Annotated in this window: 10 protein-coding genes; 9 read left to right on the top strand and 1 reads right to left on the bottom strand. The window is 47.7% G+C overall.

Annotation, left to right across the window (positions count from 1 at the left end; all coding sequences use genetic code 11):
- Position 1: 1 nt before the first annotated feature.
- Positions 2–1,444 (top strand): dihydropyrimidinase, encoded by a 1,443-nt coding sequence (gene hydA, locus AC58PQ_RS12535; RefSeq protein ID WP_497242277.1) that lies wholly within the window; start codon positions 2–4, stop codon positions 1,442–1,444.
- A complete protein-coding gene (locus AC58PQ_RS12530) occupies positions 1,437–1,652 on the top strand; it encodes a hypothetical protein (protein WP_497242276.1) in 216 nt (71 codons plus the stop codon). The genes hydA and AC58PQ_RS12530 overlap by 8 nt, the downstream gene beginning before the upstream one ends.
- Here the strand turns inward: AC58PQ_RS12530 and AC58PQ_RS12525 are convergent.
- Complete coding sequence (locus tag AC58PQ_RS12525) at positions 1,649–3,229, bottom strand: PucR family transcriptional regulator (RefSeq protein WP_497242275.1); 1,581 nt, start codon at positions 3,227–3,229, stop codon at positions 1,649–1,651. The two genes, AC58PQ_RS12530 and AC58PQ_RS12525, sit on opposite strands and share 4 nt — an antisense overlap.
- A 148-nt stretch (positions 3,230–3,377) precedes the next feature.
- On the opposite strand from AC58PQ_RS12525, the gene AC58PQ_RS12520 reads away from it, so the two are divergent.
- The 7 genes from AC58PQ_RS12520 to AC58PQ_RS12490 all read left to right on the top strand — a co-directional run bounded on the left by AC58PQ_RS12520 (position 3,378) and on the right by AC58PQ_RS12490 (position 14,289).
- Complete coding sequence (locus tag AC58PQ_RS12520) at positions 3,378–4,823, top strand: CoA-acylating methylmalonate-semialdehyde dehydrogenase (protein ID WP_497242274.1); 1,446 nt, start codon at positions 3,378–3,380, stop codon at positions 4,821–4,823.
- A gap of 401 nt (positions 4,824–5,224) precedes the next feature.
- Entirely contained in the window at positions 5,225–6,988 is a 1,764-nt protein-coding gene (locus AC58PQ_RS12515; protein ID WP_497242273.1) for an ABC transporter ATP-binding protein, read from the top strand.
- Positions 6,985–8,769, top strand: a complete 1,785-nt coding sequence (locus AC58PQ_RS12510; RefSeq protein ID WP_497242272.1) for an ABC transporter ATP-binding protein — start codon at positions 6,985–6,987, stop codon at positions 8,767–8,769. The genes AC58PQ_RS12515 and AC58PQ_RS12510 overlap by 4 nt, the downstream gene beginning before the upstream one ends.
- A 727-nt stretch (positions 8,770–9,496) precedes the next feature.
- Positions 9,497–10,282, top strand: a complete 786-nt coding sequence (locus tag AC58PQ_RS12505) for a sialate O-acetylesterase (protein WP_497242271.1) — start codon at positions 9,497–9,499, stop codon at positions 10,280–10,282.
- Between the two features lie 165 nt (positions 10,283–10,447).
- Positions 10,448–11,242, top strand: coding sequence for a lipid II flippase Amj family protein (locus AC58PQ_RS12500; RefSeq protein ID WP_497242270.1), 795 nt, complete (start codon positions 10,448–10,450; stop codon positions 11,240–11,242).
- Positions 11,243–11,327: 85 nt separating this feature from the next.
- Positions 11,328–12,206 (top strand): radical SAM/SPASM domain-containing protein, encoded by an 879-nt coding sequence (locus tag AC58PQ_RS12495; RefSeq protein ID WP_477593946.1) that lies wholly within the window; start codon positions 11,328–11,330, stop codon positions 12,204–12,206.
- Positions 12,207–12,339: 133 nt separating this feature from the next.
- Complete coding sequence (locus tag AC58PQ_RS12490) at positions 12,340–14,289, top strand: ATP-dependent DNA helicase (protein ID WP_497242269.1); 1,950 nt, start codon at positions 12,340–12,342, stop codon at positions 14,287–14,289.
- The last annotated feature ends 13 nt before the right edge of the window (positions 14,290–14,302 follow it).

The following is a 14,302-nucleotide window of genomic DNA, read 5'->3' as shown; positions in this document are numbered from 1 at the left end:
CATGGCCAAGCTCATTAAGAATGGAACAATTGTCACGGCATCAGATCAGTATCACGGGGATATTCTCATCGAGAATGGGATCATCACGGGGATCGGACTTAACCTCACACGCAAGGATGCTGAAATTGTTGATGCCACTGGGAAATATGTATTTCCTGGCGGTATTGATCCGCATACCCATCTGGATATGCCTTTTGGCGGGACAGTTACAGCTGATGATTTCGAGACGGGCACACGGGCTGCGGCATTCGGTGGAACGACGACAGTGATCGATTTTTGCTTGACGAATAAGGGGGAACCGCTAAGTCAGTCTGTTCAGACGTGGCATCAGAAAGCGAAAGGCAAAGCCGTCATTGATTATAGTTTTCATCTGATGATTGCGGAAATCAACGATGAGGTGCTTGCGGAGCTGCCGGCCATGATTCATGACGAGGGCATCACTTCTCTGAAGGTTTTTATGGCTTACAAGAACGTCTTCCAAGCGGATGACGGGACGCTCTATCGTACTTTGCTTGAGGCGAAAAAGCATGGTGCTCTTGTGATGGTGCATGCAGAAAACGGCGATGTGATTGAGTATTTAATCAAGGAAGCGCTCGAAGCGGGACAGACTGATCCGATTTATCACGCGTTGACTCGGCCATCCTTGATCGAAGGAGAAGCGACAGGACGCGCTGCCAAGCTCACGGATTTGGCCAACTCTCAGCTCTATGTGGTTCATGTGACGTGCGAAGAGGCTGTGCAACAGATTACCGAGGCTCGTAATCGCGGTGTTGATATCTGGGGTGAAACGTGCCCGCAGTATTTGATGCTTGATCAAACGTATCTGGAAAAGCCTGATTTCGAAGGCGCGAAATACGTGTGGTCTCCGCCGTTACGGCCGAAGTTTCACCAAGACGTGCTGTGGAATGCGTTGAAAACAGGCCAGCTGCAGACGGTAGGCTCGGACCAGTGCTCGTTTAATTTTAACGGTCAAAAAGACTTAGGGCTCGGGAACTTTAGTAAAATTCCCAACGGTGGGCCATGCATCGAGGACCGATTCTCCATCTTGTTTTCTGAAGGGGTAGGGAAAGGTCGAATCACGCTGAATCAGTTCGTAGATATCGTGTCGACACGAAGCGCGAAGCTATTTGGTTTGTTTCCGAAAAAGGGGACGATTGCGGTTGGCGGGGACGCGGATATTGTGATTTTTGACCCGCATGCAAAGCGTACGATTTCGGTCGAAACCCACCATATGAACGTGGATTATAATCCCTTTGAGGGGCTTGAAATAACGGGGGAGCCTGTGACGGTTCTATCTCGTGGAGAGTTCGTTATTCGGGATAAACAATTCGTAGGTGAGGCAGGAAAGGGTCAATTCATCAAGAGGGGAACATATGTTTCGTCGTCGTCCAAAGTGAGTAAAGCGGAGAAGGAAACTGTCCAGGGAGGTGCCCCCTATGTCTGAATTTGAGCTCTTTCAAGCGGAAAAAAATAAACTTGACGGCTTCGTCGCACAGAAATTCAAAATAGTCGGCGTGCTCGAGGATCTAGAAGGGGCGTGGCTAGATCTCGAGCACCCCGGCGGGGAAACGGCTAGGCTTCATTTGACGACAGCCAACGCTAGAAAGTATTACGTCAACGTACTATTGTCGCAAGGCAAATCCAAAGCTTAACGGATGGCTCCGTTCAGATACGCATAGCCATGCATCGCGAGCTCCAACGCGATTCGCTTCTGCGGTAGCATGAAATCTTCCCCGAGAATCGCGGCGATTTTGTCTAGCCGATGGTATAGCGTTTGCCGAACAATAAACAGCTCCTTCGCTGTTTCCTGTTTCGAGCCGGAAAGCGTTAAATACACGTGCAACGTTCTCAAAAGCTGACCATTCTTCTCGCGATCATACGTAAGAATATCTCCGAGATACTCATCAATGAACGCGGTCAGTTGACCGGATTGCTTCATGAGCAAGATCACCTTGTAGACGTGCAGTTCGTGATAGAAGGGCTTCGTGAGCACGCCGATATCCTTTTGGATTTCTAACGTCTCTAAGGCGGATTCATAGCTGGCATGAAGTTGAAGCGGGTCGCTGACGGCTTTGCCAATGCCCAAAAGTGTTGGTAGTAGATTCGTATCTAGCGTTTTTTGGAAGCGTTGGATCGTTCGCAGGATACGCTCATGACTAGTTCCTGTGGGCATTTGATCTATGAGGATGAAGACAATACGCTGCTCATAAACCGTAGGTAGCAAATAAAAGCCTTCTCTCTCAAACAGGGAGCGGGCGATCATTTGTTTTTGAAATAGCAGTGTTTCTTGCGATTTGAAACCATCGCTTCCTGCGGTCTTATCGAACACGCAAACGATAACTGGGCCTAGCTTCACGGCAGGCTTGACGTTCATGACATAATCGCGAATATCCTGAAGTGAATGCTTACCGCTTAACCAGTCGGTTATCCATTGATCCTGTTTGAAGCGGGTTTTCTCCTCGATATAGGTGGTACGCATCATTTCTTGCGCAATGGCGGTCGCGCATCGATCCAAAGCCAGAATTTGAAACTCGCTCAGCTCTTGTTCGGCATATAAAAGTAGATCGGCGAACAAATGTTCTAGTGCGAGGATGGGGCGATGGGCTAGCTTGTTTTTGACATCAGATAAGTGAAATATTTCGCCGAATATCCATTTTTCATAAAAGGCAGCACCCTCATCTTTTGGTAAGGAGGGAACGAAAACCGCGACATCCGTATCGAACGGGAAAAAGGCGACCTGCGCTTGTGTCGTCTCCTGCAATAGCTTAAGTAGCGGCCGCAAACCTTTGCCAGATAGGAGCAGTTGATTAAGCTTCGTTGAGAGCGATTCAAGATCGGATACCATTTTGTGATGCTGATGTATGAAATGCGTATGTAAATCCTGTGTGATATCAATATAACGAACTTCCTCATGGAAAAAAATGAGTGGGAAATTCGCTTGAAGGGCAAGCGTCTTCATGCATTCAACCGGCTGTTTCGTATAGGTACCTAACTCGATACACAATCCTGAAGCTCCGCTGTCAATCAGTTGCCGAAGGAACGAAAGACTCGTTTCCTCGTTGTCTTGCCAACCAATCCCCGTGCTAAGAATAAGTTCATTTCCATTCAAAAGGTGACCAACTTGTGTAACTTCCATGATGTGAACCCAGCGAACTTTACGAGCCAATGCTTCTTCGGTAGCAATCGCCTCTGCCTTTTGAAAGAGAGGGCGCTGCAAAATATCGTGCACGGTTAATTGTAAAAGTGTCTGTACCAGGCGAAATCACCACTTTCATGTTAGGAAAGTTAACGAAATTGCGAAAAGTAAGGGAATGAACCCTATTATACAATGTGTCCAATGACATGTGGAGAAAATTTATGGCCCCAGGAGATGATCGATGATGACGGACCTGCAAAATTTGATCAATGGCGTATGGGTGGATGCAATCGGTGGTGAAATGAGTGATGTGCTCAATCCTGCAACGGGTAAAGTGATTGCGCGTGTGCCGCTATCGACCGCCGAGGATGTTGAGCGTGCAGTTAGTGCTGCCCAAAATGCGTATGAATCATGGAGTAGAACGCCTGTTCCTAAACGAGCTCGTGTGTTGTTTCATTATTGGCAGTTGCTTCAGGCCCATGAGCATGAACTTGCCGAATTGATCACAAAAGAGAACGGGAAGAGTTATAAGGAAGCGCTTGGTGAAGTGCTGCGCGGCATCGAATGCGTAGAGTTTGCTGCCGGAGCACCTTCTCATATGATGGGGTCTACGCTCGCTAACATTTCTGCTGAAATGGACTCCGAGTTATTTCGTGTGCCGCTAGGCGTTGTCGGGGGTATAACCCCTTTTAACTTCCCCATGATGGTGCCATGCTGGATGTTCCCACTTGCGATTGCTTGTGGGAACACCTTTGTCTTAAAGCCATCGGAGCGTACACCGCTGACGGCGATGAAATTAGCTGCGCTGCTGCAAGAAGCAGGACTTCCTGATGGCGTGCTGAATGTCGTCCATGGCGCACATGATGTGGTTAACGCGCTAACGACGTCACCTTCGGTTAAAGCCGTATCCTTTGTAGGCTCGCAACCTGTGGCCAAGTATGTGTATGAAAGAGCCTCAGCTGCAGGTAAAAGGGTGCAAGCGTTAGCAGGCGCCAAAAACTATCACATTGTGATGCCTGATGCACATCAAGAGAAAACAATCGAGAACATCGTCATGTCATCGTTCGGTTCTGCAGGTGAACGCTGTATGGCGTGTTCAGCTGTCGTTGTTGTGGGGGACGGAGAGTCGTTTGTGCGCGGGCTTTCGGAGGCTGCTGCTCAGTTGGTGCTTGGCAGTGGGATGGAGGAGCGGGTCACGATGACTCCGATTATTCGTGATGAGCAGCGAACACGAATCGCAGGCTATATCGAGAAAGGGATCGCGGAAGGAGCCGAGTTGCTGATCGATGGGCGAACAGTGGAAGCGTGTGAGGGGGAGGGATTTTTCCTCGGAGCAACGATATTCGATCATGTGAAGCCAGAGATGACGATTGCCAAAGAGGAGATTTTTGGGCCGGTCTTATCGTTATTCCGTGCGGCGGATCTGAATGACGCGTTAGATTTAGTGAATCAATCGCGCTTCGGGAACTCAGCGGTCATTTACACAGAGAATGCGAAGGCCGTGCGCCAATTCCGCGAGGAAGTTGAAGCTGGCATGCTCGGCGTCAATGTTGGCGTGCCAGCGCCGATGGCCTTTTTCCCATTCTCAGGCTGGAAGGATTCTTTCTATGGCGATTTGCATGCGAATGGCAAAGACGGCGTCGAATTTTACACGAAGAAGAAAATGATTACTTCGCGGTATTTTTGAGTTTAGATGGAGGTTCGGGTGTCTTCAGAGCTACTCACGGTTTCAAGACGCTCTGGAATGATGAAAAACATCACTACAGAGCCACTCAATGGCTCCAATCACACTGAAATGATGAAATCCATCACTACAGCTCGTGAAATTGCCATATATCCAGGATGTAGATGCTGAAATGATGAAAAACATCACTACAGCGTCATTCACAGTTTCCAGACGCGCTGAAATGATTAAAAACATGACTACAGGTCAAGGACGCTCATCCTGCCAGTAGCGGTGGTTGCGAAAAGACATAAACCGCCGTTGAGGCGGTTTTTTTCGTTATATCAAAAGAGTCCGTTGTCGAGAAGGAGTCAATTTAGTATGATGGAGTGTACGTCAAGAGGAATACGGAGGACTCCATTACTATGAAAAAGAAACGAAAAAACAGCAACTCCATGGGGCAATACCGCGAGCTGCTGGGCCGCTATTTGTTTCCTCAGAAGGGGACACTGATCGGACTGACACTGTTGTTGTTCGCATCCATTGGACTGCAGCTGATTAATCCGCAAATCATCCGCTATTTTATTGATACAGCTCAGTCGCAGGGGGCGATGCAGCCACTTTTTACAGCGGCGTTCCTATTTATTGGCTTTGCGCTGGTGCAGCAGCTTGTGTCCGTGATTGCGACCTATTTTAGTGAAAATGTCGGTTGGAAAACAACGAATAAGCTGCGCGTTGATTTAGCGGCACATTGTTTATCGCTGGATATGTCCTTTCATAAAAGTCATACGTCCGGTTCGCTAATTGAGCGTGTGGATGGGGATGTGAATGCGCTAGCGAATTTCTTCTCCAGCATGATCATTCATTTATTTGGCAATGTGCTGTTGATGGCTGGTATTCTCGTGCTATTATTCCGTGAAAATTGGATAATTGGCGTGGGCATGGCTGTTTTCGTCGTGTTCGCGATATATATGATTGGGTGGATTCGTCAATTTGCAGTGCCCGTTTGGGCAGGGTGGCGGCAGGCGAACGCTGAGTTTTATGGTTTTATCGGTGAGCATTTGGAAGGTACGGAAGATATTCGCGCCAATGGTGCGGTGAGCTTTGTGATGAATCGCTTCTATACCATGCTTAGAAAAATGCTGCCGCTGCGCGTCAAAGCCTTCCTCGGTTTCTGTGCGATGTGGAACATGTCGATCTTCGTTTTTGCGTTAGGAAATGCGATGGCGTTTGGGATCAGCGCCTACTTATGGCATAGCAATCAGATTTCACTTGGCACTGTGTATTTAATTTTCTTCTATACGGAGTTATTGGCAAAGCCCATTGAAAAGATTCGGACGCAAATGGAAGATTTGCAAAAAGCAGACGCAAGTATTTCCCGCATTCGAGAGCTATTCGCGATTCAGTCCAAGATTCAAGATGGGCGAGGGGCCAAGCTTCCGGATGGACCGCTCGGGGTTGATTTCAAGGATGTCGTATTTAGCTATGATGAGGATCAGCCGACGATTGATAACCTGACGATGACTTTGAAGCCCGGCGAAGTGCTTGGTTTGCTTGGGCGCACAGGGAGCGGGAAGTCCACGATTGCCAGATTATTATTGCGATTCTATGATCCGCAAAGCGGAGTGATTGCACTTAGCGGCACTGATATTCGCGATTGTAAACTAGCGGATCTGAGGAAACGTGTCGCTCTCGTTACGCAAAACATTGAAATCATCCAAGGGACAATTCGTGATAATTTAACCTTTTATAATGAGAAGATTCGGGATGTACAGATTATTGAGGTGCTTCATGAACTTGGATTAGGCGCTTGGTATGAAGCGATGCCAGAGGGACTGGATACAGTACTTGCTTCGGGCGGAAGCAGCTTGTCTGCGGGAGAGGCACAGTTGTTGGCTTTTGCACGTGTATTCTTAACGAATCCAGGATTGGTCATTATGGATGAAGCTTCATCGCGACTGGATCCACTCACGGAGCAGCGGATGGAGAAGGCTGTTTCCAAATTGTTAAATGAACGCTCCTGCATCATGATCGCCCATCGACTATCCACCGTTCAGCGTGCAGATCATATCGTCATTTTGGATAGAGGGCGTGTGCTGGAATCAGGCCTGCGAGAGGTTTTGGCCGCTGACCCTAACTCCCGCTTCAGCCAATTACTCGCGACAGGGTTAGAGGAGGTGTTGGCATGACGACGTTTCAATATTTAAAAGGACTTATCATGTATAAGCCATTCCGGTATTTTATTAATGCCTTCGCATGGACAGTCATTTATTTGGCGCCGATCGCACCGGGTCTTATTACAAAAGCTTTCTTTGACACATTGACGGGGAATACCACACTAAAGTTTGGCGTGTGGGGCTTGATTGCGTTACTGATCGGGGCAGCCCTTGGACGGATCCTGCTGATCATCATTGGATTCATTACGGATGTGCATTTCCGCTTCCGCATGGGGATGCTGCTTCGCCGCAATTTGCTTGAGCATGTCTTAAAGCAACCTGGCGCACAAGCGATTCCCGTATCACCTGGGGAAGCGATCAGTCATTTCCGGGACGATGTGGATCAATCGGAGGAAGCGGCGAGCTGGTCGGTTGACGTGTTTGGGATGACGTGTTTCGCTCTCGTGTCAGGATACATATTGATTCGAATCGATGCACAAATGACACTGCTCGTGTTTATGCCAATCGTTGTCGTCATCACGGCGGCTCAACTAGCAACCGTACGTTTGCAAAAATACCGCGCCGCTAGCCGTGAATCTACCTCCAAAGTAACTGGTGAAATCAGCGAGATGTTCGGCAATGTGCAAGCCATTCAAGTGGCTGGCGCGGAGAAGCGAGTTATAGAGCGGTTTGGCAGCTTCGGTGATCAACGTAGAAAAGCGATGCTTAAAGATCGGCTGATGAGTGAATTGCTCGATTCTGTCTTCTCCAATTCGGTCAATTTGGGAACGGGACTCCTGCTTTTATTAGCGGGGACGAAAATGCGAGCAGGGACGTTCACGGTCGGTGACCTCGCGTTGTTTGTTTACTATTTGACGTTCGTGACTCAGTTTATTACGAATGTTGGGAAGTTTATCACTTATTTTAAGCAAATGAGTGTTTCACTGGAGCGGTTGACGTTTCTCTTGCAGGGGGCGTCAGCGAAGGTGTTGACGATGGTGAAGCCTTTGTATTTGAAGAAGGAGCGGGTCGGGAAGGATGATCAAGACCAAGACCAAGCGACTGACAGCGTGGTTGCACCCCCGCTGCAACGGTTGGAAGTGAATGGGCTCAGCTACACCTACCCGGATACGGGTAGAGGCATCGCTGACATTCATTTCTCTATGCGAAGAGGATCGTTCACCGTTATCACGGGAACGATCGGTTCTGGCAAAACCACGCTGGTTCGTTCCCTTCTTGGGCTGTTGCCCAAGGAGAAAGGAACGATTGCGTGGAATGGTGTGCCCGTCGAAGACCCGGGCACCTTCTTTACACCGCCGCAGAGCGCGTATACCGCGCAGGTGCCGCGGCTATACAGCGATACGCTGCGCAATAATATTTTGCTCGGGCAAGCGGAGCAAGGCGACAGCTTGCAGCAGTCACTGAACGCGGCGGTGCTCGAGTACGACGTCGCGCAGCTGCCTGGCGGGCTGGACACGGTCATCGGCCCGCGCGGGGTGAAGCTCTCTGGCGGCCAAGCGCAGCGGACGGCCGCAGCTCGCATGCTCGTGCGGGACTCCGAGCTGTATGTCTTCGACGACCTGTCGAGCGCACTCGACGTTGAGACGGAGCAAAAGCTCTGGGAGCGGATGTTCCAGCGCCGCAGTGATGCGACGTGTCTGGTCGTCTCGCGCCGCAAAACCGCGTTGACGCGTGCCGACCACATCATCGTGATGATGGATGGCCGCATCGAAGCGGAAGGCACGTCGGAGGAACTGCTGCGCCACAGCTCCACGTTCCGCGAGCTGTGGTATGGGGACGACCGCGAAGCGTAGCATAATCGACGAGCGGAGCTGTCATTGTTTACAATAAAAAAGGGGATTTGAAAGTCGTCACGAATAAATTTACATCATCAGTCAGGCTTATAGCTCTTTGAAGCATTTAGTTAGAAAAAATCGTTACTACTTAGGTAATGGTTTTATGGTTTCATGATTTCTCAACAAGGGATAGATTCTAGCGATGAATAGCATTTTAAATTATTGTAAAAGCTTTTGCAGGATTAGTAGTCGGATGGACTGATTTTCGTGTAATTTGATGTACTTTTGCAGGAATGATACCATCCGAGACTGTGAAGCTTTGCGTGATAACCTTCTTTTGAGCACTTTGAACACTGGAAGTACCTAAGTAGTTCCGAAAAATCAAACTAAAATGAATTAAATCAATCCCATTGATGATTTAATTCGATTTCGCCGAACTATTTTATCAACTTTCAGTGTGATAGCTGATTTAAGGCATTTTAAGTGCAGAATTCGAACTAATATTTACACAGATAACATTGAAAAGTCAGTAGAGTTTTATCAATCGTTAGGTTTGACGAAGGCTGGGGAAGCCTTTCAAGACAAAGAGGAGAAATGGGAATTTGTGGGGATCTTAACGATACGAACGGACAGTATAGCGTAGAAATTGCTATCCAGAAAATCACAGATGAATTATATTAAGTGTGATAGGGTCGGTCTCTTTTTCGGTAACAATCATTTTATGTAGGCGTGGTGGTTGAATATAATGAAACTTTCTTCGATATCGAGCAAGAACGAGTCTAATGACGTCGATTTAGTCATGTTCATGGGGCAATCCAATATGGCTGGCCGGGGAATCGCTGCCGAGGCTCCTAATGTGCCGAACGGCTACGGTTACGAGTTTAGGGCCGTATCTGACCCGACTAAGCTTTACCCCATTACGGAACCGTTCGGAGTGAACGAAAACAATGCTTTAAGCGGAATCACGGAATCATCGAAAACTGGCTCGATGGTTTCGGCCTTCGCTATAGAGTATTACACAATCACGAGTCGTCCAATTGTTGGCGTATCATGTTCCAAAGGGGGAACGTCAATCAACTTATGGCAGCCGAATGGGGCATTTCTGAACGATGCCATTGCCCGTTTTAATACGGCCAAGTCCTGGCTAACAGCAAACGGCTATACGATCAAGAATAAATTCATGGTTTGGTGTCAAGGTGAGACGGACGGCGATAACTTGATGACGTCGACGGATTATACAATCAAAATTAAGGCGATTATCGATGTCATGGTAGCAGCTGGTCTCGATCGCTGCTACATCGTTCGAATCGGGAATCATCGAGACCATGCAACGCTTTATGACCCGATCATTCAAGCACAAACCGAGCTTTGCAATACATACGCGACAGCGGTTCTTGTCTCGACCAAATTTTCAGGAATGGCTGCTGCGGGGTTGATGAAGGACCAGTTCCACTATACTCAAGCTGGCTATAATACAGTCGGTGCCGACGCTGGCATTAACACAGCGCTTCATATCGTCTCAATGAAATAATTGAAAATCCAGGATTCAACTAACGGAAAAGTATGAGTGAGAATGTTCAAATAAATTGAAAACCGCACTTGCAAGCCACCTATCACCTTATCTCGCAGAAACCCACCCGATGCTGCCAACAGAAGGTGGGTTTTCTATCTCAAGCGCAAAGGATGAGAATTTCGTATGATCAACACGCTCATTTTGGTTTTCGTATTAACGATGATTATTCACACGGCGGAGACGCTGTCTTACTCGATTCGCTATGCGGGTGTGCGGGTGAATAAGCTCGCAGTGGCGCTTTCGTTGGTTGGCATTGTCGTGCTCGTTTCGCGCACAGCGAACCTGATCCAGGCGCCGATGACGGCGAATTTTGTGGATTTTGCCAAGCATGAGCCCACCTTTGATTTGGTGCGATATTTGCGGATCTCTTTATTGGCATCGTCCATTGGGACGGTCATCGCCATCGCGTTATTTCCTACTTTTATCAACATTAGTGCTAGAGTCATTGCTCGTCTCGAAATTGCAGGATCGCTACCGAAGATGCTCACGAATGTCACCATTTCACAGCTAAAAAACACAACGAAATACATCAAAAAGCCCAATGTGAAGCTAAGTCAGTTCCGGTACCTCGGCATTTCCAAACGGTTTCTGTTCATTAATATCGTGGTTACAGCGTTTTATTCCGTAGGTGTTCTAGCCTCGCTGTATGCGGCTCATTTATGGCCCGATCATGCGACGACTGCTTCACAAGCTTCCGGTCTGATCAACGGGATTGCCACCATTTTGCTAACGATATTCATTGATCCGCAATTAGGTCTCATCACCGATAAGGCTCTGCATGACGAAGCTCAGCGCAAACAATTGGGCAAAATTTACGCCCTGTTGATGACAACACGATTCCTAGGTACGTTATTGGCGCAAGTTTTTCTCGTTCCGTCCGCCTATTTTATTGGATGGTGTGTTCAACTGTTTTTCTAATTGAGCCCAAATCCTTTCATTCAGCCCGCTTGCTTGGTATAATAGCCACTATCATAGTAGCGCAAAATAGAAACGGAGTCCGACCATGAAGAAGTTTAAGAAATTTTATATTGAAATTACGAGCGTATGCAATTTGGCATGCACGTTTTGTCCGCAGACGAAGCGTCAAGCGAATTTCATCAAAATAGATACGTTTACGAATATCCTTGACCAAATCAAGCCGCACACAGATCACATTTACTTGCATGTGAAGGGGGAGCCGTTGCTTCATCCCAAAATCGATGAACTGCTCGATATCAGCCATGAAAAGGGCTTTAAGGTTAATATCACAACGAACGGCACGCTCATTACCAAAAACAGGCACAAGCTGCTGGATAAACCCGCGCTGCGCCAAATGAATTTCTCTTTGCACAGCTTTGACGGCCATGAGGGCTCCGAGGACAAAGAGGGTTATGTGACCACTGTTCTACGGTTTGCCAAGGAGATCGTTGCCAAATCCAACGTCATTATTTCCTTCCGTTTATGGAATCTGGATACAGATAATCAAACGAATTTGGAACGGAATCGGAATCGTGAAGTGCTGGAATTGCTGGAGAAAGAGTTTGAGCTCGATTATAAAATTGATGAAAAATTCGTCCGCGGAACCGGTGTTAAGCTTGCCGAACGCGTCTATCTGAATCAGGATCACGAATTTCAGTGGCCTGATTTGAAGGCGGAGGAGATTGAGGGACCTGGTTTCTGCCACGCCTTGCGCAATCAAGCGGGTATTCTCGTAGACGGAACCGTTATTCCTTGTTGTTTAGATGGGGAAGGGGTCATCAACCTAGGAAACATTAACCATACGCCTTTCTCCGAAATCGTAGAGGGTGAAAGAGCGAATCGCTTATTCGAAGGCTTTTCCAGACGAGAAGTAGTCGAGGAATTATGCCGGAAATGCGGATATCGCGAACGGTTTAGTATGTAAAATGATAGCTCATTCCTAACAACGGTTATGCTGTTAGGAGTGGGCTTTTCATTTACTGCTCGAATTTTTGCTTTTACGAAACATTCATGAGATAATACAAGTTTGATTCAAACTATGGGTTGGGGGCACAAACGTGGGACGTTATCCATTTGCATATGATCATGCTCAGCCATTTATGCAGCAGGTGTCCGACTGGATTGCGGATATCTTCTATGACATATTACCTGAAGCAGGTTTTGAGGTTCGGGATGAACAGATTTACATGGCTTTTCAGCTAGAGCGGGCTTATGCTGAGAAACAGACGATTTTTGCGGAAGCTGGCGTTGGCACAGGGAAGACGTTGGTGTATTTATTATATGCGATTTGTTATTCACGCTTCATGAAGAAGCCAGCTATCATTGCCTGTGCGGATGAATCGTTAATTGAGCAGCTGGTTAAGCCTGGTGGGGATATTGATAAAATTTCTCGCCATTTGAATTTGGTAATTGATGCACGACTCGCGAAGTCCCCGGATCAATATGCCTGCTTGGTTAAGTTGGATGAGGCTAGATTTGGCCACGAGGATACAGGGTTGTATCGTGAGGTGTATGAGGGTTTACCAGATTTTGTGCATACGCGTGAAGCGCTGCAAACCTTCCATGCCTATGGTGATCGCAAAAACTACCCGCAACTGAACGATGAGCAGTGGCACCGCATGAACTGGGATGCCTACCAAGACTGTTTTGTGTGTGATAAACGGCATCGGTGTGGACAAACCTTATCCCGTGAATCGTATCGGAAGTCAGCAGATTTAATTATTTGTTCACATGATTTCTACATGGAGCATGTGTGGACATATGACGGTAGAAAGCGCGAAGGACAGTTACCGTTGCTGCCAGATCACTGCACCGTAGTGTTTGATGAAGGACATCTAATGGAATCCGCTGCCCAAAAAGCGTTGACCTATAAGCTAAAGCATATGGTTTTCGAGGAATTGGTCATTCGTCTGTTAAAAGGGGAAGTTCGTGAAACCTTAGCCGTCTGTATTGATCGCGCGATTGAGCAGAGCGAACGCATGTTTGAGGTGTTAGAACGCTGTTGTCGGCCGATTGCAGGATCGGAACGTAAGATGATCGTGATGAGTGATCTCTTGAAAAGAGAGATTCATACGCTTTGTGATATTTTATCCGAAATTGAAGAGGAACTTGTCTTTGAAGGGGAAATGTTTACCCTCAATGATTATCAGCTGAAGATTGTCGAGGAGCATCTGGAGATGATGCAGAAGGCGCTCGCGTTATTCCGCAACGATCATTCTTTCATTTGCTGGGCGACGGAGAGTATCACGGGACTCAGTCTTGTCATTATGCCAAGAACGGTGAAGGAAGTGCTGAAGGAGCATGTTTTTTCTTCTAAAATGCCGATTGTCTTCTCCTCGGCGACACTTTCGGTGGAAGGCAGCTTCGACTATGTGGCGAACAGCTTAGGTTTGGAGAAATATCTCTCATTCTCGGTAGATTCACCCTATGACTATGCGGAACGGATGGAAGTCATTGCTCCGCGCTTCACGGAAGGCGGAACATTCCAAGAGAAGATGACTTCTGCCGTTAGCTTGTTGAAAAGGACGGAAGGCAGAGCGCTTGTTCTGTTCCCAACACATCAAGAATTACAACGCTTCAAATCGGAAATGTCATCTCGAACGGATTGTAAGGATCTAACCTTCTTCTATGAAGGAGATCAAGAAATCTCGCATGTGATCGCAGCATTCCAAGGGGATGAACACAGCGTGTTGGCTGCTGTTAGCCTGTGGGAAGGACTCGATATTCCAGGTCCATCACTTTCGAATGTGATCGTCTGGGCGCTTCCGTTTCCTCCGCCAGATCCGGTGTTTAACGCGAAACGTGAAGCGGCAGTTTCACCGTATGAAGAAGTCGATATTCCTTACATGCTGCTGCGGTTGCGACAAGGGATGGGGCGGTTGATTCGGACGCGCGAGGATAGCGGGATTATTGCGATTTTTAGCGATGAGCTGTATACGAATGCTTCGCTTCGAGACCATGTGGAGCGGGTTTTACCAGCGGGCGTTGTGATGAAGTCAGAATTGTAGATAGTGAAAACCA

The organism is Paenibacillus sp. J22P143 (assembly GCF_059692035.1).
Note: the sequence above shows the minus strand (reverse complement) of the source record. Positions and strands in the feature narration are given on the sequence as shown.

Excerpts from the sequence above, each read along its gene's own strand:
- AC58PQ_RS12510 (WP_497242272.1), top strand. The coding sequence starts at position 6,985 with ATGACGACGTTTCAATATTTAAAAGGACTTATCATGTATAAGCCATTC.
- AC58PQ_RS12495 (WP_477593946.1), top strand. The coding sequence starts at position 11,328 with ATGAAGAAGTTTAAGAAATTTTATATTGAAATTACGAGCGTATGCAAT.
- AC58PQ_RS12530 (WP_497242276.1), top strand. The coding sequence starts at position 1,437 with ATGTCTGAATTTGAGCTCTTTCAAGCGGAAAAAAATAAACTTGACGGC.
- AC58PQ_RS12505 (WP_497242271.1), top strand. The coding sequence starts at position 9,497 with ATGAAACTTTCTTCGATATCGAGCAAGAACGAGTCTAATGACGTCGAT.
- hydA (WP_497242277.1), top strand. The coding sequence starts at position 2 with ATGGCCAAGCTCATTAAGAATGGAACAATTGTCACGGCATCAGATCAG.
- AC58PQ_RS12520 (WP_497242274.1), top strand. The coding sequence starts at position 3,378 with ATGATGACGGACCTGCAAAATTTGATCAATGGCGTATGGGTGGATGCA.
- AC58PQ_RS12515 (WP_497242273.1), top strand. The coding sequence starts at position 5,225 with ATGAAAAAGAAACGAAAAAACAGCAACTCCATGGGGCAATACCGCGAG.
- AC58PQ_RS12500 (WP_497242270.1), top strand. The coding sequence starts at position 10,448 with ATGATCAACACGCTCATTTTGGTTTTCGTATTAACGATGATTATTCAC.